General features: G+C 70.4%; 19 protein-coding genes. 8 read left to right on the top strand and 11 right to left on the bottom strand.

What is annotated here, in order from left to right:
- Nucleotides 1–11: 11 nt before the first annotated feature.
- Nucleotides 12–2078: an alpha/beta hydrolase-fold protein gene (locus tag QSU92_RS05715; protein ID WP_289265211.1), complete on the bottom strand. Its 2067-nt coding sequence runs from the start codon at nucleotides 2076–2078 to the stop codon at nucleotides 12–14.
- A 63-nt stretch (nucleotides 2079–2141) separates the two neighbouring features.
- Nucleotides 2142–2759, bottom strand: coding sequence for a hypothetical protein (locus QSU92_RS05720; RefSeq protein WP_289265212.1), 618 nt, complete (start codon nucleotides 2757–2759; stop codon nucleotides 2142–2144).
- A gap of 270 nt (nucleotides 2760–3029) precedes the next feature.
- On the opposite strand from QSU92_RS05720, the gene galE reads away from it, so the two are divergent.
- Nucleotides 3030–4010: a UDP-glucose 4-epimerase GalE gene (gene galE, locus QSU92_RS05725; protein WP_289265213.1), complete on the top strand. Its 981-nt coding sequence runs from the start codon at nucleotides 3030–3032 to the stop codon at nucleotides 4008–4010.
- Nucleotides 4011–4015: 5 nt separating this feature from the next.
- On the opposite strand, the gene QSU92_RS05730 is transcribed toward galE, so the two are convergent.
- Nucleotides 4016–5023 (bottom strand): LacI family DNA-binding transcriptional regulator, encoded by a 1008-nt coding sequence (locus QSU92_RS05730; protein WP_289265214.1) that lies wholly within the window; start codon nucleotides 5021–5023, stop codon nucleotides 4016–4018.
- 81 nt (nucleotides 5024–5104) lie between these two features.
- Here QSU92_RS05730 and galT point away from each other — a divergent pair, with 81 nt between their 5' ends.
- The 3 genes from galT to QSU92_RS05745 all read left to right on the top strand — a co-directional run bounded on the left by galT (nucleotide 5105) and on the right by QSU92_RS05745 (nucleotide 8453).
- Nucleotides 5105–6304 carry a galactose-1-phosphate uridylyltransferase gene (galT, locus tag QSU92_RS05735; protein WP_289265830.1) on the top strand — a complete coding sequence of 400 codons (1200 nt, stop codon included), beginning with the start codon at nucleotides 5105–5107 and terminating at the stop codon, nucleotides 6302–6304.
- Nucleotides 6301–7506 (top strand): galactokinase, encoded by a 1206-nt coding sequence (gene galK / locus QSU92_RS05740; RefSeq protein ID WP_422880415.1) that lies wholly within the window; start codon nucleotides 6301–6303, stop codon nucleotides 7504–7506. The genes galT and galK overlap by 4 nt, the downstream gene beginning before the upstream one ends.
- A gap of 110 nt (nucleotides 7507–7616) precedes the next feature.
- Complete coding sequence (locus QSU92_RS05745; RefSeq protein WP_289265215.1) at nucleotides 7617–8453, top strand: alpha/beta fold hydrolase; 837 nt, start codon at nucleotides 7617–7619, stop codon at nucleotides 8451–8453.
- Between the two features lie 18 nt (nucleotides 8454–8471).
- Here the strand turns inward: QSU92_RS05745 and QSU92_RS05750 are convergent, their stop codons facing one another.
- The 3 genes from QSU92_RS05750 to QSU92_RS05760 are packed head-to-tail and all read right to left on the bottom strand — an operon-like array spanning nucleotide 8472 to nucleotide 11045.
- Entirely contained in the window at nucleotides 8472–9065 is a 594-nt protein-coding gene (locus QSU92_RS05750) for a TetR/AcrR family transcriptional regulator (RefSeq protein WP_289265216.1), read from the bottom strand.
- A gap of 4 nt (nucleotides 9066–9069) precedes the next feature.
- Nucleotides 9070–10197, bottom strand: coding sequence for a Gfo/Idh/MocA family protein (locus QSU92_RS05755; protein WP_289265217.1), 1128 nt, complete (start codon nucleotides 10195–10197; stop codon nucleotides 9070–9072).
- Nucleotides 10194–11045, bottom strand: a complete 852-nt coding sequence (locus tag QSU92_RS05760; RefSeq protein WP_289265218.1) for a sugar phosphate isomerase/epimerase family protein — start codon at nucleotides 11043–11045, stop codon at nucleotides 10194–10196. Before QSU92_RS05760 ends, QSU92_RS05755 begins: the two co-directional genes overlap by 4 nt.
- Before the next feature lie 116 nt (nucleotides 11046–11161).
- On the opposite strand from QSU92_RS05760, the gene QSU92_RS05765 reads away from it, so the two are divergent.
- Nucleotides 11162–12652 carry a carboxylesterase/lipase family protein gene (locus QSU92_RS05765; protein WP_289265219.1) on the top strand — a complete coding sequence of 497 codons (1491 nt, stop codon included), beginning with the start codon at nucleotides 11162–11164 and terminating at the stop codon, nucleotides 12650–12652.
- Nucleotides 12653–12741: 89 nt separating this feature from the next.
- Here the strand turns inward: QSU92_RS05765 and QSU92_RS05770 are convergent, their stop codons facing one another.
- The 3 genes from QSU92_RS05770 to lplAB are packed head-to-tail and all read right to left on the bottom strand — an operon-like array spanning nucleotide 12742 to nucleotide 15786.
- Complete coding sequence (locus QSU92_RS05770; protein WP_289265220.1) at nucleotides 12742–13728, bottom strand: LLM class F420-dependent oxidoreductase; 987 nt, start codon at nucleotides 13726–13728, stop codon at nucleotides 12742–12744.
- A gap of 10 nt (nucleotides 13729–13738) precedes the next feature.
- A complete protein-coding gene (locus tag QSU92_RS05775) occupies nucleotides 13739–14740 on the bottom strand; it encodes a DNA-methyltransferase (protein WP_289265221.1) in 1002 nt (333 codons plus the stop codon).
- A complete protein-coding gene (lplAB, locus tag QSU92_RS05780; RefSeq protein ID WP_289265222.1) occupies nucleotides 14737–15786 on the bottom strand; it encodes a lipoate-protein ligase LplAB in 1050 nt (349 codons plus the stop codon). Before lplAB ends, QSU92_RS05775 begins: the two co-directional genes overlap by 4 nt.
- 269 nt (nucleotides 15787–16055) lie before the next feature.
- On the opposite strand from lplAB, the gene QSU92_RS05785 reads away from it, so the two are divergent.
- Entirely contained in the window at nucleotides 16056–17561 is a 1506-nt protein-coding gene (locus QSU92_RS05785; RefSeq protein ID WP_289265223.1) for a DEAD/DEAH box helicase, read from the top strand.
- Between the two features lie 202 nt (nucleotides 17562–17763).
- Here QSU92_RS05785 and QSU92_RS05790 read toward each other — a convergent pair whose 3' ends face one another.
- Complete coding sequence (locus tag QSU92_RS05790) at nucleotides 17764–18630, bottom strand: alpha/beta fold hydrolase (RefSeq protein WP_289265224.1); 867 nt, start codon at nucleotides 18628–18630, stop codon at nucleotides 17764–17766.
- Nucleotides 18631–18876: 246 nt separating this feature from the next.
- On the opposite strand from QSU92_RS05790, the gene QSU92_RS05795 reads away from it, so the two are divergent.
- Together QSU92_RS05795 and QSU92_RS05800 are read left to right on the top strand one after the other, a co-directional pair.
- Entirely contained in the window at nucleotides 18877–19308 is a 432-nt protein-coding gene (locus QSU92_RS05795; protein WP_289265225.1) for a MarR family winged helix-turn-helix transcriptional regulator, read from the top strand.
- On the top strand, nucleotides 19305–20669 hold the full coding sequence (locus QSU92_RS05800; protein WP_289265226.1) for an MFS transporter: 1365 nt from the start codon (nucleotides 19305–19307) through the stop codon (nucleotides 20667–20669). The genes QSU92_RS05795 and QSU92_RS05800 overlap by 4 nt, the downstream gene beginning before the upstream one ends.
- An 18-nt stretch (nucleotides 20670–20687) precedes the next feature.
- On the opposite strand, the gene QSU92_RS05805 is transcribed toward QSU92_RS05800, so the two are convergent.
- On the bottom strand, nucleotides 20688–22136 hold the full coding sequence (locus QSU92_RS05805) for an MFS transporter (protein ID WP_289265227.1): 1449 nt from the start codon (nucleotides 22134–22136) through the stop codon (nucleotides 20688–20690).
- Between the last annotated feature and the right edge of the window lie 61 nt (nucleotides 22137–22197).

A 22197-nucleotide genomic window follows, 5' to 3' on the forward strand; every position in this document is an offset into this window, starting at 1 on the left:
GTCGCATCCGATCAGTTGAGGACGAAGGTGTACGTCGTGCTGTTGCCCAGCACGTCGTAGACGACCATCGTGTTCTCACCCTGCACGGCCCCGAACACGCCGGGAGCGAGTCCGTTGACGTCCGACCACGGGTTGTTCGTCAGATCCTTGACGACCCCGTTGATCTCGACCCGGTCGATGCCCACGGCGTCGTACAGCTTGTAGCTGACGGTGTCGTAGGTGTCACCGGTCGCGACCGACTCGGGCTTGACCGTCGCCTCGGGAGCGGTGACATCGACCGAGAAGGCGAACGAACCGGTCTGCGAGGTGTTCCCCGCGAGATCCTGAGCGTTGTACTTCACGGTGTAGTCGCCCGAGGGCAATTGGAGTGTCGCCTCGTGCGTGCCGCTCTCGGCGCCGTCCAGCGCCGACTGCGTGCTCTGCACGAGGGTGTTCCCCTGGTAGATGTTTGAGACGATCCGCTGCAGACCGCCCACGTCCGTGGCGTCGACGCGGAGCGCGACGTCGCGGAACGGGCCAGCCGAGTCCGGCGTCACGAGGGAGGCCTCGGGACGCGTGGTGTCGGCGGGGAGGGACTGGAACAGGCGCGGCGCGAAGTCGATCAGGTTCTTCTGCCACACGTCCCAACCGTGCGGGCCGACCGTGACGCCGTCGAACTCGTACTCGATCCCGAGCTCGTCCAGGACGGGCAGAGAGTTGATCACCGAGCCGTAGGTGAAGTCGGTGATGTCTCCGGTGTAGAGGCGGTAGAGCTCGGTGCCCGCGTTGATCGCCTCGGCATCGACGCCGTTCGCGCTGCCGAACCCGGCGGCGAACGTGCCGATCCAGGCGAACTCGCCGGGATAGCCCTTCAGCACCGACACGGTTCGCGCACCACCGGCGGACAGGCCCGCCAGCGCCCGCTTCGCAGGATCGGAGCTGATGTTGTACCGCTCCTCCGCTGCCGGGACGACGTTCTCGCGCAGCTCTGCCGGATAGTTGGAGACGTTGCCGTTGGGCATCACCACCACCATGTCCTTCAGCGCACCGTCGCGCGAGAGGTTGTCGAGGATCTGACGGGCACGTCCGACCTCGACCCAGTCCGTCCAGCTCTGTCCGCCGCCGTGGTTCAGCACGAACAGCGGATACGGGGCGGCGCGCTCGGCGTCATAGCCCGGAGGCGTCCAGACGTAGGCGCTTCGTTCCTGACCCGCCACGGCGCTCTGATAGGTCATGACCTCCAGGTTGCCGCCCTCGCCCTCCGGCACGTCGGAGAGAAGACGCGAGCCCTCACCCTCGACGAGGAAGGTGCTCCAGGCCGGCTCCGACGCGACGCTGGTGGGGTTCGAGGCGTCCTTCACCGACTGACGATCGACGATGAGCCGGTAGTGGTAGAACTTCTCCTCCAGCGGCCCGACGGTGGCGCGCCACCGGTCGCCGACCTTCTGCATCTCCACGCGCAGCCAGCTGCCGCCGGGTGCCCAGTTCGCCCACACCGACACGTACTCGGCATCGGCGAACTCGGTCGTGGTCTCGAAGGTGACGAAGCCCTCGTCGTCGATGAACGGGGTCGGCGTGGTTCCCGGTGCGGGCGGCTCGAAACGCTCCGTCAGCGCGGTGTGTCCCTCACTCATCCCCGGATCGGAGGCCTCGCCCGTGAAAAGCCGCGGCGCGAAGTCGATCAGGTTTTCCTGCCAGGCGTTCCAGTTGTGACCGGCGTCGGGATTGACACCGTCGAACTGGTACTCCAGTCCCGCTGCATCGAACGCCTGGAGCGAGTCGTAGACGTCGTTGTAGGCGATGTCGGTCTTGTTTCCGACGTACACCCGGAACAGATCGGTGCGGTTGTTCATCTGACGAACCGGGATGTCGCTGAGATCGCCGAATCGTCCGGCACCGAATGTCGCGATGCTCGCGAACTGGCCCGGGTGATCACGGAAGACCTCGAACGCCTGTCCGCCACCCATCGAGAGCCCCGCCAGAGCGCGGTTCTTCCTGTTGGGCGAGACGTTGTACGCGTCCTCGACGGCGGGAACGATGTTCTCCAGCAGCTCCGCGGGGAAGTCGGGCACGTTGCCGTTGCCCATCACGACGAGCATGTCGGCGAGTTCGCCACGCAGCCACAGGTTGTCGAGGATCTGCTCGGCTCGACCGACCTCGACCTAGTCGCCGAAGGTCTGGCCTCCGCCGTGCTGCAGGTAGAGGACGGGGAACTTCTTGCCCGTCGCCTTGTAGGTCGGCGGCACCCAGACGCGCGCCTCGCGCTCTTCGCCGGCGACCGAGGAGTCGTACGTCAGCGTCTCGATCGTTCCGGCCGGCTCCGGTGCGTCCGCGAGCAGCGCCGCCGATTCACCGGGGATGAAGAAGGTGCTCCACTCCGGCTCAGAGCCGACGCTTGTGGGGTTGGTGGGGTCCTTGAAGACTTTGCTGTCGTCGCCGGTGATCTGGTAGTAGTACAGCCCGGGGTCGAACGGCCCGTAGGTCGCCGTCCAGTTCGCGCCGCTTCGTGTGAGCCCGATCTGCGCCCAGTTGTGCGACGGGCCGAAGTTGCCTTCGACAACCACCTGCGACACGGGGCCGATCGCCTCTTCCACGGCTGCGTTGGGAACTGAGATGCGCAGGTAGCCGTCATCCTGCGACACCACCCACTCGCTGGCGGCTGTGGCCGGTTGTGCCACACCGATCCCTGCAACGGCGACGGCTGTCGCCACCGCCAGGGTGAGAACCCGCCTCACCCAGGAAGAGCGGCGTCCCTGCCGCTCTCGCATTGTCGTCTTCATCGATCTCTCTCTCATTCGGTGAGTCCGACCACCCTGTCCACGGCCTGCAGTGCCCACATTCAGCCGTGTCGAGGGGACGGAGGGAGTGGCGGAAGTCACGCCGATGAGACGCCGAAGCTCCATTTACAACGTCGTAAATCCCGTCCGCGCCCCATGCTCGTCGGGTCGCCGGACGATGTCAAGGAATTTGTGCAACGTTGTAAGGATCGACGTGGAATCGACGCGGCCGCGCAGCCCGAGCTGCGTGCGCCGGTGCGGCAGGATGGAGCCATGTCTTGGCTTGTCACCGGCGGAGCCGGCTACATCGGCGCGCACATCGTCAGAGCACTGGATGCCGCGGGCCTTCCCCCCGTCGTCATCGACGACCTCTCCAGCGGTCACCGGGGGTTCGTCCCCGACGGCGTCCCGTTCGTCACCGGCAGCATCCTCGACCGTGATCTCGTCGAGCACACCCTCCGCGAGTACGCCGTCGCCGGCGTCATCCATGTGGCGGGCTTCAAGTACGCGGGCGTCTCGGTGAAGCGGCCCCTGCACACCTACGCACAGAACGTCGAGGGCACGCGCATCGTGCTCGAGGCGATGGAGTCCGCGGGGGTGACGAACCTCGTGTTCTCCTCCAGCGCCGCGGTCTACGGCACCCCCGACGTGCCGCTCGTCACCGAAGACCTGCCGAAGCGTCCCGCGAGCCCGTACGGCGAGTCGAAGCTGATCGGCGAGTGGCTGATCAGCGACCAAGCGGTCGCGACCGCCGAGACGTCCACGCCGCTGCGCCACACCTCGCTGCGCTACTTCAACGTGGTGGGCTCGGGCGACCGGTCGGTCTACGACACCTCACCTCACAACCTCTTCCCGCTGGTCTTCGAGGCGCTGCTCGAGGGCCGGACCCCCCGCATCAACGGCGACGACTACGACACCCCCGACGGCACCAACGTGCGCGACTACGTCCACGTCGCCGACATCGCCGCCGCGCACGCAGTCGCCGCGCAGCGTCTGGCCGCCGGCGATCCGGTCGAGGCCGCCTACAACCTGGGCTCGGGCGACGGCCTGTCGGTGCGCCAGATCATGGACGCCATGGCACGGGTCACCGGAATCGACTTCACCCCCGAGATCGGCCCGCGTCGCGCCGGCGATCCCGACCGGATCGTCGCCACCGGAGAGCTCGCCGCCCGCGACCTCGACTGGAAGATGCGCTACAGCGTCGACGAGATGGTCCGCACGGGGTGGGAAGCCCGGCGCACCGCTGACGACTGACCAAGTCAGCGCCGGGCAGCGGTGCTGTCTCGGACGATGAGCGTCGGAGTGAGCGTCTCGACGACCGGCGCAGTGACGGCCGTGGATTCCACATCGTCGATGAGGACGGCGACGGCACGCGCGCCGAGGGCATCGAAGTCCTGCCGAACGGTCGTCAGCGGAGGACGGTACTGCGCAGCATCGGCGATGTCGTCGAAGCCGACCACGCTGACATCACGCGGCACCTCCCGGCCGGCCTCGGCCAGCGCCCGCAGGGCGCCGAGCGCCATCTGGTCGTTCGCGACGAACACGGCGGTGGCATCCCCCAGGCTCCGGGCGGCGGCATGACCGGATGCCGCGCTCCAGTCGCCGCGCACCGGGGCGGGTGCCTCGAGCGCGGCCTCGGCGAGCGCTGTCCGCCATCCCCGCTCCCGCTCTCGTGCGGCGAACGAGTCGGACGGACCGGCGATGTGCGCGATGCGGCGATGACCCAGGGTCAGCAGGTGAGCGGTGGCCGCGGCGGCCCCCGCCGCATGGTCGGTTTGGACGACATGCACTCCCGAGGACTCTCCCGCGCGTGACCGGGGAACGGCGGGCGCGTCGACGAGCACCAGGCGGAAGCCCGCCGCCGCAGGAACGGCCGCCGCGAACGGCGTCGCCTCGTTCAGCACGACGGCGCCGTCTACTCCCTGGTCGGCGAGCCGCGCGAAGGCGTCATCGGCAGACTCCGGGCCGGCCACCGTCGCGACGGCGAGACCGTAACCACGCCCGGCGGCGGCTGCCGCCACGGCCTGGAGCATGCGGGAGTTCCCTACGGTGGCGAGGGTGGCTACGACCAGGCCGATCGTGTGGGTGCGACCGGTGCGCAGCGCACGCGCGGCGCGGTGCGGGCGATAGCCGAGCCGGGCCATGGCCTCCTCGACCCGTGAGCGCGTCGCCGGATCCACCCGCGGGCTGGCATTGACCACCCGCGAGACGGTCTGGCCCGACACCCCGGCCGCCGCGGCGACATCGGCCATCGACACTCGACGCATGCCTCACTCCCCCGACGCAACTCCGGCATCCCGTACATGTTGACGTTACCACGGGGGCTCCGGTACCGTGTTGACGTGAACATGCAGGAGTTCGGCGCCCCCGATGTCGCGTCGACGACCCCCGACGCCGAAATCCTGACCGGCGGCGTCACCAAGCGATCGACCCGCCTCGCCGACGGTCGGGAGCTGATCTACTTCGACGATCCCGATACGACGCTCGGGCCCGACCGCTCGATCGACGCCCGCACGCTGGATCCGCGGCCCGAGACCGCCACGATGCGCCTGGACGTTCTGACCGGCGACTGGATCTCGGTCGCCGCAGCACGCCAGAACCGCGCCTTCCTCCCGCCGGCCGAGCTCGACCCCCTCGCGCCGCAGACGCCCGCAAACCCGTCGGAGATCCCCTCGCGGTACGACGTCGCGGTCTTCGAGAACCGGTCGCCCTCGTTCGGTCCGGCCCTGCGCACCGCGCACGGCGACGCTCCCGCCGCCGTCGACCCGCCACGCGACCTGGAGGATCTGGCCGAGCTCTCGCTCGGCCGCACCCGCAGCTCCGTCGGCCGCTGCGAAGTGGTGTGCTTCAGCCCCGCCCACGAGGGTTCGTTCGGCACGCAGACACCGACCCGCGCCCGCACAGTCATCGAGGCCTGGGCCGACCGCACCGCCGCCCTGTCGGCCCTTCCCGGGATCGAGCAGGTCTTCCCCTTCGAGAACCGCGGCGAGGCCATCGGCGTCACCCTCGCCCACCCGCACGGGCAGATCTACGCCTACCCCTACGTCACCCCGCGCACCCAGCAGCTCCTCCGCTCGCTGGAATCGGCCGGCCCCGACCTGTTCTCACGCATCCTCGACAGCGAGCGGGAATCGGACCGCGTGATCCTCAGCGGTGAGCACTGGACGGCCTTCGTGCCCTTCGCCGCGCGCTGGCCGATCGAGGTGCACCTGCTGCCCCATCGCCACGTGGCCGACTTCGCCGAGACCAGCTCCGACGAGCGCGATGAGCTCGCGCCGCTGTATCTGCGGCTGCTCCGCGGCATCGACGCCCTCTACGACTCCCCCACTCCCTACATCGCCGCCTGGCACCAGGCGCCCGTCCACATCGCCCGCGACAGCGCGCGCCTGCACCTGCAGCTGACCTCGCCTCGCCGCGCGGCCGACAAGCTGAAGTTCCTCGCCGGATCCGAGGCGGCGATGGGCGCCTGGATCGGGGACATCCCCCCCGAGTCCGCCGCCGCGCGCCTGCGCGACGCCGTCGCGTCCGTCCCCGAGGAAGAGCTGTGACCACTGCACCCCCCGACGCCCTCGATCCGCGGCAGGCGGCGCTCGATGCCCTCGCCCGTCTGACCGACGTCGCGCCCTCGGGCGTCTGGTCGTCACCGGGTCGTGTGAACCTGATCGGCGAGCACACCGATTACAACGACGGATTCGTGCTGCCGCTGGCGATCCCCCACCGCACCGTCGCAGCCGTCGCGCCGAACGATGGAGGCGTGCTGCGGGTCGCGTCGACGTTCGCCGACGAGCCGGTCTCCATCGCCCTCGCCGACCTCGGCGACCTGTTCCCGCAGTCCCGCGAGCGGATCTCCGAGTGGGCGCGCTACCCGCTCGGCGTCGCCTGGGCGCTGCAGGAGGCCGCCCCCTGTGCGGCTGCCGCCCATGCGACCGGGCTCGACATCGCCATCGCGTCGAACGTGCCCGTCGGCGCCGGCCTGTCGTCGTCGGCGGCCATCGAAGGCGCCGTCGCCGTCGCGCTGAACGATCTGTGGCAGCTCGGGCTCGACCGCCCCGCTTTGGCCCGCGTGGGGCGGCGCGCCGAGAACGAGGCCGTCGGCGCCCCCACGGGGATCATGGACCAGATGGCCTCGATCCTCGGCGCCGCCGACGCGGCGATCCTGCTCGACTGCCGCAGCCTCGAGGTCGAGATCGTCGACCTCGGCTTCGATGCCGCCGGGCTGACGCTGCTCGTGATGGACACCCGCGTGCAGCACTCGCACGCCTCGGGCGGGTACGGGGAGCGCCGCGCCTCCTGCGAGGCGGGCGCGGCGGCGCTCGGTGTCGCCTCCCTTCGCGATCTCGACGTCGCCGACCTCGAGGGCGCGGAGCGCGCGCTCGACGACGTCACTTTCCGGCGCGTCCGTCACGTCGTCACCGAGAACCGGCGGGTGCTCGATACGGTGCGGATGCTGCGCAGCAACGGTCCGCGATCGATCGGTGACCTCCTCCTCGCCTCGCACGCGTCGATGCGCGACGACTTCGAGATCTCCGTCCCCGAGCTCGACGCGGCCGTCGACGCGGCCGTCGACGCCGGGGCGATCGGTGCGCGGATGACCGGCGGCGGATTCGGCGGAGCGGCGATCGCACTCGTCGACCGCGACCGCGTCGCGGAGGTGACGGATGCGGTGAGGAGGGCGTTCGCGGAGCGCGGCTTCGCCGCACCGACGATCTTCCCGGTCCCCGCTGCCGACGGCGCGCGTCGCGAGAGCTGACGGGCCTACTCCCCCGCCCCACCGCGCGCAAGACCTGCCGCCGCAGCATCCCGCGTCCTACGCTTGCGGACGGTGCCATCGGGTGCCGCCACAGGAAAGAGGGAACTCGCATGGCCTTCGTCACCGTCGGAACCGACAACTCTGCCGATATCCAGCTCTTCTACACCGACCAGGGCTCGGGTCAGGCGGTCGTGCTCATCCACGGCTTCCCCCTCGACGGAGAGTCGTGGAACAAGCAGCAGGCTGCCCTGCTGGACGCCGGTTACCGCGTCATCGCCTACGACCGGCGAGGGTTCGGCGGGTCGAGCAAGGTCGGCACCGGGTACGACTACGACACCTTCGCCTCCGACCTCGACGCCCTGATGAAGCGCCTCGATCTCGCAGACGCCGTGCTCGTGGGATTCTCGATGGGCACCGGTGAGATCGCCCGGTATCTGTCCCGCTACGGCAGCGGCCAGGTGTCCAAGGCCGCGTTCCTCGGCTCGCTCGAGCCCTTCCTCTTGAAGACCGACGAGAACCCCGACGGAGCAGCGCCGCAGGAGTTCTTCGACGAGACCGCGGCCGCGGTCCGCACGGACCGGTACGCGTTCCTGACCGGCTTCTTCCAGGATTTCTACAACCTCGACGAGAACCTCGGCTCCCGCATCTCGCAGGAGGCGGTGGATGCCAGCATCCAGACCGCGAACCGGGCGGGAAACACCGCGATCGCGGCGGCCCCGCTCTCCTGGCCGACCGACTTCCGCGCCGACATCGAGAAGATCGACGTCCCGACCCTCATCGTGCACGGCACAGCCGACAACATCCTGCCGATCGATGCCACGGGGCGTCGCTTCCGCGACATGCTGCCGGATGCGACCTACGTCGAGATCGAGGGGGCGCCGCACGGCATGCTCTGGACCCACGGCGACGAGATCAACGAGGCGCTGCTGCGGTTCCTCGCGTCCTGACCGCTCGGCGTCGGCCGATCACGGCGCCAGAAGGCGGTCGAGGAGCGTCAGCACCCGCGCGTGATCGAGACCGGGCTCGAGAAGCCACTGGGATTGCAACCCGTCGGAGGCTGCGATGACGAGAGCGGCGACCTCCCTCGGATCGACATCCTCTCGGAGCCTGCCGGCCGCTTGATCCCGCGAGACCTGTGCAGCGAGCGCCTCCCGCAACCCTTCGAAGCGTGAGGCCACGAAGTCTCGGGCGACGGGCCGGTCGTCTTCCATCGCGGCTGCCACGAGGGTCGAGTACAGCTGAACCAGACCCGGAATCTCACGGTTGCGTTCGGCGGAGACCCGCATGAGCTCGGTCGGCGTCATGTCCTTTGACATCGGCACGCCGTGCTCCCGCTGCGACGCGCGGTAGACCTCGACGAGCAGCTCCTCGAGAGACCCGAAGTAGTGGCGGAGGGCGGCGTGGGTCACTCCCACTTCGCTCGCGATCGCGCGGAGGCTCGTTCGGTCCGACCCTCGGCGCGCGAAGACCTCGATCGCGCGATCGAGGATCTCCCGCCGCCGCGCGATGCCCTTCGGGGAGGCGCCCCGGCTCCCCGGCGCCGCCGGCTCCGCGGTCATCCGCTCAGAGGGTCCGGGCGAAGGGGTCGAAGTCCGCGGCGAGGGCGGGAACCGGGTCGACGGTGCTCGCCACGCCGACCGACGCACCCGTCTGGATCGACTGCTCCGCCGACAGCATGACGTCGAGCACGTGCAGCGCCAGGTCGCCGCTCGCGACGTGGGGACGGGCGTCGGCGATCGCGCGCACCATGTCGAGAAGCCCGAGGCCGCGCCCGACCACGACACCCTCCTGCGCGATGTCGATCCACTCCTGCTCGACGCTCATGCCGTCGCGGAGGACCCCCAGCGGCTTCACGTACGCGATCCGCCCCGCGAACTGGTTGGGGTCCGGCAGCACGATCGACCCCTCGGTGCCGTGCACTTCGAACACCCCGGCGCGCTCGAGCGCCGAGTCGAAGCTCAGCAGGCTCTGCGCCTGTCCGCCGCCCTCGAAGGCGGTGACCACCTGCACGGTCGTCGGCACCTCCACCGGGAACGTGGCACCCGCGTTCGGTCCGGTGTGGATGACGCGCTCGTCGCGCGCCTTCCGGCCGACAGCCGACACCCGGTCGACGGGCCCGAAGAGGCTGACGAGCCCGGTGAAGTAGTACGGGCCCATGTCGAGGAGCGGCCCGGCGCCCGTGGCGAAGAGGAACTGCGGTGCGGGATGCCAGAGGTCGGGCCCCTGGGTCTGGAACACCGTCTGCGCGAAGAGCGGCTCGCCGATCACGCCGGCGGCGATCGCGCGCTTGGCCGTCTGGAAACCGGGGCCGAGGACGGTGTCGGGAGCGGAACCGACCCGGAGTCCCGCCGCCGCCGCGGCGGCGAGGAGCTCGGCGGCACCGTCGCGATCGAGACCGATCGGCTTCTCGGTCCACACGTGCTTGCCGGCCGCGACCGCGCGCATCGACACCTCGATATGCGCGGCGGGGATCGTGAGGTTCACGACGACCTGCACGTCGGGGTCTGCCAGCACATCGTCGACGCTCCCCGCGCGGGGGACGCCGTGCTTCTGGGCCTGGGCCGCGGCGCGATCGGTGAGGAGATCGCCGACGATGACGACGTCCACATCGGGGAAGGACTGCAGGTTCTCGAGGTAGGTGTCGCTGATGACTCCTGCGCCGATGACGCCGACTCCGACCGCGCCGCTCATCGGACGAACCCCCCGTCGCGGAGGAAGGCGAGGCTCGCGGCGATGTCATCGAAGACGTCGCCCGGTGGGTTGTCGTACTCGACGACGGCGAAGCGGATCGCGCCCTCGCCGGCGCGAAGGGCCGCGGCCAGGGGCACCTCACCGGTGCCGGCGTGGCGCTGCTCGAGAGCGCCCGACCCGAAGGCGGGAGCGTCGGGGGCGAAGGGATTGGATGCCGGAACGGGGCCGTCCTTCACGTGCACGGCCTGCAGCCGCTCACCCAGGCGCGACACGAGGGCGGGGACGTCCTGCCCGCCCGCAGCCGCCCAGTACAGGTCGAGTTCGAGGGCGACGCGTGAATCGGTGAGCGAGATGAAGCGCTCGTAGGCGGTCACGCCGTCGAAGCTCGCGACGAACTCCTGCGAGTGGTTGTGATACCCCACGGTCAGCCCGAAGGTCGCGGCGAGATCGGCGGCACGATTCAGGCGCTCCGCGAGCTCTGCCACCGAGTCCTCGGTCAGCCAGCGCTCCACCGGCACGAACGGGTCGAAGACGGTCTGCAGCCCGACGCGCGCGGCGGCCTCGAGCACGATCTCCGGAGCGGGCGTCGGGATGGCGCCGTCCGGCGTCCACAGCTGGTCGCTGAGAAGCGGCGCATGCCCGGTGGGCGCGTCGAGCCCGCTGGTGTCGAGCGCCCCGCGGATCTCGTCGGGTCGATCGACGAACGCGAAGGCCTCGACGTGGCGGAGACCGATCTCTGCGAGGCGATCGAGCGACCGGCGGGGATCGGCGGTGAACTGCTCGGCCAGGGTGTACAGCTGGACCGAAGCTTCGGGCAGGGCTTCGGGAAGGGCTTCCGGATGCGCCATCGCGACCTCTCTTCTCACGTCGATCTGTCGATCGATCGGGACGACGGAGCGAGGTTAGCAGAAAACCTCCATGTGGAGGTTTTCCGGTCCGTAACCAGGAGGACGGACACCGTACGATGACCAGCGTGAGCGATGTGGTCATCTCCCTCTCCTGCGGCGCGGTCCGGGGCCTGTGGCGGGGAGAGCCGGGCGACCCCGGAGCATCCGCCGCTTTCCTCGGCATCCCGTTCGCCGAACCGCCGGTCGGAGAGAGGCGCTTCGCCGCCCCTTCCCCTGTCCCACCCTGGGACGGTGTGCGCGACGCCACGGAGTACGGCGCGACAGCGCAGCGCGGAGACACCGGGATCACCCTCATCCCCGAGCCCTCGGTCGAGGGCGAATCGACCCTCAACGTCAACGTCTTCACACCGCGCCCCGGCGACACCGACGCCGCACTCCCGGTGCTCGTCTACATCCATGGCGGCGGCTTCACATCGGGGTCGCCGGCAAGTCCCTGGTACGACGGACGCGCATTCAACCGCGACGGAGTCGTCACCGTCTCGCTCTCCTACCGCCTCGGCTTCGACGGGTTCGGCGAGATACCGGGCGCGCCGAGCAACCGCGGGGTCCGCGACTGGCTCGCGGCATTGGAGTGGGTGCAGCACCACATCCGCGACTTCGGCGGGGATCCGTCCCGCGTGACCATCGCGGGGCAGTCAGCCGGCGGCGGGGCGGTGCTGACCCTCCTCGGCATGCCGGCCGCCCAGCACCTCTTCCACGCCGCGTGGGCGCTCTCACCCGCTCTCGGCGACATCCCGGCGCCGCTCGCCCGCGAGCGCTCGGAGCGCCTCGCTGATCTGGCAGGCGTCCCCGGCACCCTCGAGGGGTTCCGCTCCGTCCCCGAGGAGCGGCTGCTGGCGCTGCAACAGGATGCCGCGAAGGTGGCGTCGAAAGATCCGCTGGCGCCGCTGACCGGCATCCTCCGCGACGGTCTGCCCTGGGGGCCCGTCGTCGACGGCGACCTCCTCCCGCGTCCGACCATGGAGTCGCTTCGCGCCGGGGTGGGGGCCGAGAAGGCGCTCGTCGTCGGGGCCACCGACGACGAGTTCACGATGATGACCGACGCGCTCCGGGTGCCGCTGCGGGTGGTTCCCCCGGCGCTGCTGCTGCGACGGATCGGCGTCGATCGCGGTGTCGTCGGACCCTACCTCGCCGCGAACGGGCCGCAACGCCGCAAAGGCGGCGCGGCCGTGATCGGACGCTTCATCAGCGACAGCATCTTCCGCTCGACCGTGGTGCGCGCCGCCGACGCGCGCGGTGCGGCCGACACCTGGGTGTACGCCTTCTCATGGCCGTCCCCGACGCGCCGGTGGTCGCTGCACTGCCTCGACGTGCCGTTCTGGTTCGACTGTCTCGACCTCGACGGCGTGGTCGCGATCGCGGGCGACAGCCCGCCCCGCTCGCTCGCCGATGCGGTGCACGGGTCGGCGGTGGCGCTCGTCCGCGATCGCGACCCGGGGTGGCCGACGTGGGCGAGTGCGCCGGGCACGGCGCGCGTCTTCGGCGGCCCGTCCTCCGCGCCTGACGTGGTGCGGGACGCCTTCGCAAGCGTCGCCGCGCTGGTCTGACGCTCCCTCACGCGGCGATCCGCCTTCACGCGGCGATCCGCGCTCCGTCAGATCCGCGGAATGGTCGAAAGCCGCCGAATGGCGAGGCGTCAGCGCAGCGCGGGGATGACCTGACGCTCGAACTCGCTCACGCCCGAGCGGTCGTACGCGTGCTCGGGGAAGTAATGGATGGCATATCCGAGGCCCCGGTCGCGAAGCGCGGCGAGGCGCTCGGCGACCTGTTCGGGGGTGCCCACGAGTCCGCGGTCGGAGTGGTATTCGGCCATGAAGGCCGCCGTCCGGTCGCCGAGGTACGGGGCGACGCGCTGCTCGATGCGGTCCAGACGCGCCGCGACATCCTTCTCGTTCTCGCCGATGACGGTGTTGAAGTTCGCCGACCGCACGATCTCCGCCTGGTCGCGACCGAGGTCGTCGGCGTGTGCCCGCAGGATCTCGTCCTTGCGGGTGAACTCCTCCGGATCACTCGACCAGTTCGTGTACTGCGCATACTTGGCCGCGATCTTGAGCGTCACCTTCTCGCCGCCGCCGGCGATCCACAGGGGAATCCCGCCCTCCTGCAGGGGCAGCGGGCGCACGAGTGCGCCGTCGACGTCGTAGTGGCGGCCGTGGAGCGTGGCGGTCCCGGTCGTCCAGGCCTGGCGCATGATCTCCACGCCCTCCTCGAGCATGCCGAGCCGATCGCCGATCTTCGGGAAGCCGTAGCCGTAGGCCCGCCACTCGTGCTCGTACCACCCGCCGCCGATCCCCATCTCGGTGCGGCCGCCCGAGACGATGTCGACGGTGGCGGCGACCTTGGCGAGGTACGCGGGGTTGCGGTAGCCCATGCACGTGCACATCTGGCCGAGGCGGATGCGGTCGGTGACCGCGGCGAACGAGGCCATCAGCGTCCACGCCTCGTGCGTCGCCTCTTCGCTCGGCACGGGCACGGTGTGGAAGTGGTCGTAGACCCACAGCGATTCCCACGGACCGCGGTCGGCGTGCTGCGCGAGCTCGCGCATCACCCGCCACTGGTCGGCGGGATCGATGTCGACGAGGTCGTGGCGCCAGCCCTGGGGGATGAAGAGTCCGTATCGCACGGGCCTCAGCCTACGGGAGCGGCTCCAGTGCGGCATCCGACCGGGTGTCGTGACCGAGAGGAGCGGATGCCGCGAGCTCCGCGTCGGGGATGCGGCGACGGATCACCTCGATCGCGGTGGGGTTGTCGTCGACGAGCACCGCATCGCGTCCGAGGGATGCCGCGACCGCACCGGTCGTGCCGCTCCCGGCGAAGAAGTCGAGCACCCGATCGCCCGGCCGGCTCGAGGCCTGCACGATGCGGCGGAGGATCCCCTCGGGCTTCTGCGTCGGGTAGCCCGTCTTCTCCCGGCCGGTCGTGGGGACGATGGTGTGCCACCAGACATCCGTGGGGAGCTTGCCGCGCGCGGCCTTCTCGGGGGTGACGAGGCCGGGTGCCATGTACGGCTCACGGTCGACGCCGTCGGAGTCGAACCAGTAGCGATCGGGGTCCTTGACGTAGACGAGGATCGTGTCGTGCTTGGTGGGCCACCGGCGCCGCGTCTTCGCACCGTAGTCGTAGGCCCAGACGAGCTCGTTGAGGAAGTTCTCGCGGCCGAACAGGGCATCCATCAGCACCTTGGCGTAGTGCGCCTCGCGGAAGTCCAGGTGCAGGTACAGCGTGCCGTCGGGCGCGAGGAGGCGCCAGGCCTCCTCCAGCCGCGGTTCGAGGAACCCCCAGTAGTCGTCGAACCGGTCGTCGTAGGTGCGGAGGTCGCCGCGCAGCCGCTCATACTCGCGCCCGTGGAACCCCCGCCGCACGGCCCCGGCCCCGCCTCCCCCGCGAGAGTTGATCTGCGCGCCGAGAGCACGGGGCGACCCCGCATCCTCGGCACCCGGTTGCACTCTCGCCGGCAGGGTCGTGGCGCGGGCGCGCTCGACGCTGCGCTCGCGCATCCGTCCGGTGTTGAACGGCGGGTCGAGGTAGATGAGCGTGAAAGACCCGTCGGCGAAGGTGCGGGTCACCTCGAGGTTGTCACCGTGGTGGACGGTGACCGAGCCCCGCGGCGCTGCGGGCGGAGACGCGCTCGTCACGGCACGCGGTGCAGCCAGGCCGAGGTGGCGAACTTGGCGTCGACGAGCGCCTGAGCTGCGGCGTACTCCTCGTCGGTGACCGAGCCCGGCTCCGCGCCGTAGAGCGTCGAGAAGGTCTCGATGAAGCGCTCGATGATCGCCTCGCGCGGCAGGCCCGTCTGCCGCCGCAGCGGATCGACCCGCTTGGCGGCTGACGCCGTGCCCTTGTCGCTGAGCTTCTCACGGCCGATGCGGAGCACCTCGGTCATGACCTGGCCGTCCATGTCGTAGCTGAGGGTGGCGTGGTGGAGCACCCCGCCGTTGGCGAGCCGCTTCTGAGCGGCACCGCCGATCTTGCCCTCCGGGGAGGCGATGTCGTTCAGCGGCTGGTAGACCGCCTCGACCCCCAGCGACCGCAGCGCCTGCAGCACCCAGTCGTCGAGGAAGGCGTAGGAGTCGGCGAAGGTCATCCCCGCCACGAGGGATGCCGGCACGTACAGGGAGTACGTGACGATCGAGTTCGCACCCATGAGCATCGCTCCGCCGCCCGAGATGCGTCGCACCACGTCGTACCCGTGACGGTTCGCGCCCTCGGGGTCGACCTCGTTGCGATAGGACTGGAACGAGCCGATGACCACGGCCGATTCGTTCCACTCCCACAGTCGCAGGGTCGGGCGGCGCAGACCGGCGCCGACGCGCTCGGTGAGGACCTCGTCGAGCGCCAGATTCATGCGGGGCGAGACCGGTGCGTCGTGGATGACCTCCCAGTCGAAGTCGCGCCATCCGGGTGCGGTCACGAGGGCGCGGCGCACGGCGGTGCCGACCGCCTCGGGCGTGAAGCCCAGCAGCTGCGCCCCGTCGGGGAGCGCCGAGCGCACCGCAGCGGCGATCCCCGCGACATCCGTCTCCACCGCAAGCCCGGTCACGGCGGCGTCGATGAGGGGCAGCGCGTCGTCGGGCTCGAGGAAGAAGTCGCCCGCGAGGCGGAAGTCGGAGATGCGGCCGCCCTGCACCTCGAGGTCGACGACCACCAGTTTTCCACCGGGGACCTTGTACTCGCCGTGCATGGCCTCAGCCTAGCCGCGGGCCCACGGGCGGGGCGTGGCGCGGCGCGGCGTGGGACGCGTGTTCAGCTCCGCCGGTCCACGGCCTGCTACGGTTGATCCGCGGCAGTTCCTTGCCGCTGCGTCGTCGTCACGCTCCCGCCTCTTGCGAGGCCACCGGCTGGTTCCCCGATCCGCCACACGACGAACGGCGAACCGATGCGCGATCCCGCGCCGTCGCCTCCCTCTGCTCTTCGCTCGCTCCGCAGCGCCGAGCCTCATCGAAAGCATCCATGTCTTCTTTCACCTCTCTCGGCGTGCCCGAGAACCTCGCTGCCGTCCTCCTCGCGGACGGCAAGACCGAGCCGTTCGCGATCCAGCGCGACACGCTCCCCGACTCCCTCGGCGGCCGTGACGTGCTCGGCCGTGGCCGCACCGGCAGCGGCAAGACCATCGCCTTCGCGCTGCCCCTCGTCGCCCGTCTCGCCGGCGGCCGCCGCGAGCCGCGCCGACCGCGCGGCCTGGTGCTAGCCCCGACCCGTGAACTCGCGACCCAGATCGCCGCGACGATCGCCCCGCTCGCCGCCGCGGCGAACCTCACCGTCACCACGGTCTTCGGCGGCGTGAGCCAGAAGCCGCAGGAGCAGGCGCTGAATCGCGGCGTCGACATCGTCGTGGCCTGCCCCGGGCGCCTGGAAGACCTCATGAAGCAGGGCGTCATCCGACTGGATGCCGTGCAGATCGCCGTGCTCGACGAGGCCGACCACATGGCCGACCTCGGATTCCTCCCCGGAGTGACGCGCATCCTCGCCGCCACCCCGCAGGGCGGACAGCGACTCCTCTTCAGCGCCACCCTCGACCGCGGTGTCGACGCGCTCGTCCGCCGGTTCCTTCAGAACGAGGTGCGCCACGAGGTCGACGAGGAGAGCGTCCCCGCCGGCGTCATGACCCACCGCGTCTTCGTCGTGCCCTCCGACGGCAAGGCCGCGCTCGTGCGTCACCTCGCGTCGGGCCGCGGGCGTCGAATCCTCTTCACCCGCACCAAGCACCAGGCCAAGAAGCTCGCCAAGCAGCTCACCGCTGCGGGCATCCCCGCGGTCGACCTGCACGGAAACCTCGGCCAGAACGCCCGCGAGCGCAACCTCGCCGCCTTCGGTGCCGCCGCCGACCAGGGCGGCGTGCGTGTGCTCGTCGCGACGGATGTCGCCGCGCGCGGCGTGCACGTCGACGAGGTCGAGCTCGTGGTGCACGTCGACCCGCCGGTCGAGCACAAGGCCTACCTGCACCGTTCGGGCCGCACCGCCCGCGCGGGCGCGGAGGGCGTCGTCGTGACGGTCGCCACACCCGATCAGCGCCGCGAGGTCGGCGACCTGCTGCGCAAGGCACAGGTCACGGCACCCCTCGAGCAGGTCGCCGCGGATGACGCCACGGTCGCCGCTCTCGTCGGCGCCGTCGCAGAGCACGTCACCCCCGCCCCGCTCGTCGCGACCACCGGACGTGGCGGGGGCAACGGCGGCGGAGGCGGCCGGGGCCGCTCCGGCGCGGCACGGAACTCCGACGGGGCAGGTGGCGGCCGAGGTCGCTCTCGCGGACGCCGGCCCGCCGGCGAACGGCCGGCGCAGTCCGGAGACCGCACCGCGGCGTCGACCGGCGGTGCGCGGTCAGGTCAGGCGGGCGCCCGATCCGGTCAGGCCGGCGGCAGCGCCGCCCGCACCCAGACGGCTCCCCGCTTCACGACCGGCAGCACCGTCGCCGACATCCAGCGCGGCACCCGCCGGCCGCGCCGCGCGCGCGGCTGATCGCAGCGGAGCGGCTGGCCCGCAGCATCCGCTCGTTCCCACATCCGGCGCGACGGTCGCAGGATCCGACGAATGTCGCAGAATCCCGGCCGGATCCTGCGACGTCGCCGCGATTCTGCGACGGTCGCGATTCGCCAGCGGCGTTCAGCCGGAGCGGACCGGCCGGCCCGCAGCATCCGCCTCACGCACGCCGGGCGGCCCCTCAGGCCCGCGCGGGGAACCGCGGGTCGAGCCACGCGAGCAGATCAGCACGCACCTCGGCCTGCATCACCTCGTTGAAGATCTCGTGCCGCGCGTCAGGGTAGACGAGCGTGGTCACGTCGGCGAGCCCCGATCGTTCGCGGTAGGCGGCGGCAAGGCGGTGGACACTGCGCGGACCGCCGACGGTGTCATCGCGTCCGACCATGAGCAGCACGGGGATGTCGTGCCCCGCCGCCTGCGCGAGACCCCGAACGGGCCGCTCGAACAACCGCGCGGAGTCGATGAGCCCGAACAGCTTCCGCAGCGGCGTCGTGGTCGTCAGCGGATCGTCGAGGAATGCGCGACCGACCTCGGGATCGGATGACAGCCACTCGACCCCCGTCGCCCCCTCCCCGGCCCAGGGTGCGTTGAGATCGCCCGGGTTCAGCGACCCGGGCCACATCAGCGCCGAGCCGCTGAGGACGAGTGCGTCGTAGGCATCGGGATGGCGGTTGAGGAGCATCTGCGCGAGGAACGATCCCCAGGAGTGCCCGAGGAGGATCAGCGGCAGGTCGGGGTGGGCCTCACGGATGAGCTCGGTGAACTGCCAGACCGCGTCGCGCGTGGCCGGCATCCCGCCGGGGCCGAGGCGGCCGAGCCGGGAGTGGTCGCCGCCGTGCTGTTTCAGACCGGTCCGTCCGTGCCCGCGGTGGTCGTCGGCGTACACGGTGTACCCCGCCGCCGTGAGCGCCTGCGTCAGCCGTGCGTAGCGGCCGGCGTGCTCGCCGACGCCGTGCAGCAGCTGCACCACGGCCCGAGGCTCGGCCGTCTCGGCCGGGTGGACGTCGTAGACGATCGCGATGCCGTGTGCATCGATGAACTCGGGCATGCCCCGAGCCTAACGGCGGGCGTTCGCCCCCGCCCCGCCCCCGCCGGCTCCCTTACCCCGCCCCTGCCCGCCCAGCCCCGTCCTTCGTTCGTCGCAGATGTACGGCTGGCCGTCCCAACGACGTACATATGCGACGAACGAGCGGCGTCGAGGAAGAAGGGCCGACGAGCCGGCGTCGAGGAAGAAGGGCGGCGATCCGGTACAGCCAACCGTTAGCACAACTAATGAGCTATGCTAAGTATTCGTATGAGCGCATCCGAGAACCTGTCCGGCGAGGCATCCGACTTCCGCATGGCGACCTTCCGCCTCGCCCGCAGGCTCCGCGCCGAGCGCGCGATCGACAGCATGAGCGACGGGCAGTTCGCCGTCCTCGCCGTTCTGAAGATGCACGGATCCCACACGCTGGGCGAACTCGCCGAGCGCGAGCGGGTCACCGCCCCCTCGATGAACCGGACGGTGAACTGCCTCGAGGAGGCCGGGTACCTCATCAGGACTCCCGATGACGCCGACCGACGCAAGGTCAACATCACCCTGACTCCCGCCGGCCGCGAGGTCGTCGAAGAGACCGTGCGGCGCCGCGACGCGTGGCTCGAACAGGCGCTCTCGGAATTGACACCGGCCGAGCGCCGCCTCCTTGCAGACGCCGCCGACCTCATGCGAAAGGTGGCCGACCGATGAGCGCGATGTTCCGCTCGTTCTCGATCTTCAACTACCGCGTGTGGTTCATCGGCGCGCTGGTGTCGAACATCGGTCAGTGGATGCAGGCCACCGCCCTCAGCTGGGTAGTGCTCACGCAGCTGACCGACAACGACGCCGCGGCGATGGGCGTGACGATGGCCCTGCAGTTCGCGCCCCCGCTCCTCCTCGTCGGCGTCACCGGCTGGGTCGCCGACCGGTTCGACCGACGGAGGCTGCTCGTGGTGACCCAGAGCCTCCTCATGGTGCTCGGCATCATCATCGGCATCCTGCTCCTGGTCGGCGTGATGACGCTGTGGCTCATGTACGCCTTCGCCCTCGCGCTCGGCGTCATCGCCGCCTTCGACAACCCCGCCAGGCAGGCCTTCGTCTCCGATCTGGTGGCGCGCGAGAACGCCTCGAACGCCGTGGCGCTGAACGCCGCCTCGTTCAACGGCGCTCGGATGATCGGTCCCGCCGTCGCCGGTATCGTCATCGTCGCAGTGGGCACCGGGTGGGTGTTCCTGCTCAACGGCGCCACGTTCCTCGCGATGATCGTCGCGCTGGCCCTCATCCGCCCGCACGAGCTCATTCCGCGCGTCAAGGCGCCCGGAGCGGCGCGGCTGGCGGACGGCTTCCGCTACGTTGCCCGCCGCCCCGACCTCATCGTGACGTTCTCGATGGTGTTCCTGCTCGGTGCGTTCGGCATGAACTTCCCCATCTTCGCGTCGACCATGGCCCTGGAGTTCGGTCGTGACGCCGACGGCTACGGCCTGCTCAGCTCGATCCTCGCGATCGGATCGCTGTTCGGAGCTCTCCTCGCCGCCCGGCGCGATCAGGCCCGGATCCGCGTCGTCATCGGCGGGTCGCTCCTGTTCGTGATCGCCGCTCTCGTCTCGGCCTTCATGCCCGTCTACGGGCTGTATGCCGTGACGCTCATGTTCACCGGGTTCGCCGTCGTGACGATGCTGACCACGGCGAACGGGTACGTGCAGACCACGACCGATCCGGCCCTGCGCGGCCGCGTACTGGCGCTGTACATGGCGATCCTCATGGGCGGCACACCGGTCGGCGCGCCGATCGTGGGGTGGGTGGCCGCGGAGTTCGGCCCCCGCGCCGCGATCCTCCTGGGCGCAGCTGCGGGTTTCGTCGCCTTCGCGATCGGGGCCACCTGGCTCATCGTCTCGGGTCGCCTTCACCGCCGCGAGAACGCCCGCTTCCGCCTGACGATCGACGAGACCCGGCCGCTGTCGGTGGTGCAGGCCTCACCGGAGGAGTTCAGCGACGAGGTCGCCGAAACCACGCCGATCACGCTGCCGATCGGCGACAAGCGCGGTCCGGCCCCCGCGCGGCGCGCCGGCTGATCCGCCCTCGCGGCTCTGCTACCCCGTCGTGCCCACGAGATCGGCATCGCCCGCTGCACCCCGGATCACCCTCTCGCGACGCACCTGGTGTCGGAAGACGATCGTGACCGTGGCGGCGACCAGACACCCGCCGGCGATGATCGACAGCGTGGCGAAGAGCCCGAGCTCTGCCTGCAGGATCGGGAAGAAGAAGGTGCCGACCGCCGCGCCCGCTTTGCCCGCGGCGGCGGCGAACCCCGCACCTGCGCCGCGGACCTCGGCGGGGAAAGCCGCCGTCGGCATCGCGAAGGTGGTGGCGTTCGGTCCGCCGTTCATGAACAGGTTGAACGCGGCGAAGGCGAGGAAGATGACCGCCATCTGCAGCGGAGACTGGACCATCAGCTGCGTCGACCCCAGCGCGACGAGAGCCACTGCCATCACGACGAATCCCACCGACTGCATGAGGATGAGTCCCAGACGCCTGACGAGCAGGATGGCCGCAGCGAAGCCGACCACCAGGAAGACATCGAGCACCGCCGCGCCCTCGGTCGAGGTGATGTCGTCGGCGATGAAATGGCTGCTCGCCGAAGAGCTGAGCGCGAGTGCGGCGATGATCGTCGGGGTGAAGACACCGACCCCGTAGGTGGCGATGTCCATGAGGAACCACGGCACGGTCGTCAGCGCGGTCGCCTTCCGGTACTCGCCCGTGAAGAGGGCGCGCTTCCGAACGGTCGGCACGACCCCCGTCGCGCGCACGAGAACCGGATGATCCGCCGAAGGCGAGACATCGTGGATCTCCCCCTCGTCGACATCGCGGCCGGCGAACCGGCTCATCACGGCCGCAGCCTCGAGATATCGCGCCTGGGAAGCGAGCCAGATCGGGCTTTCCGGCACACCTCGGCGGAGGATCACGATGATGACCGCGGGTACGACGCCGACCGCCAGCATCCATCTCCAGGCCTCCGGATGCGGATCGAAGGTGAGCACGACGAGTCCGACGACCGCACCGAGGAGCTGGCCGACGGCTTGGAAGCTGAAGGCTCCGATCAGCAGCCTCGGGCGGAGGCGCCCCGGGGAGATCTCGGCGACGTAGCTCGCCGCGATCGGATAGTCGGCGCCGATACCCACCCCGAGGAGGAACCGGAAGGCGATCAGCCACCAGATGTCGGGCGCGAAGGCCGACGCGAGGGCGAAGACGACGAACATGCCGAGATCGATGCGGAACGCCAGCTTCCGGCCGATGCGGTCGGACAGCGGCCCCATGATCGCGGCACCGAAGATGGCGCCCACCACCGCGGCGCTGGTGAGCAGTCCCGTCTCGAGCGGGGTGATCCCCCAGTCGGCGACGATGAGCGGCACCGCCACGCCGACGATGAAGAAGTCGAAGCCGTCGAGCATGATGCCCATGGCCGACAGCCACCACACCCGACGGTGAAGGGGGCCGAACCTCAGCCGGTCGAGGAATCGGAGGGCCGCACGCTCTCGCATTCCCGCATCCTCCCGAGGCGGCGTGGCCGCGAAGGGCTACGACACGTGAATGGGGGGTGAA

This window comes from Microbacterium sp. ET2, assembly GCF_030347395.1.
Classification (GTDB): Bacteria; Actinomycetota; Actinomycetes; order Actinomycetales; family Microbacteriaceae; genus Microbacterium; species Microbacterium albipurpureum.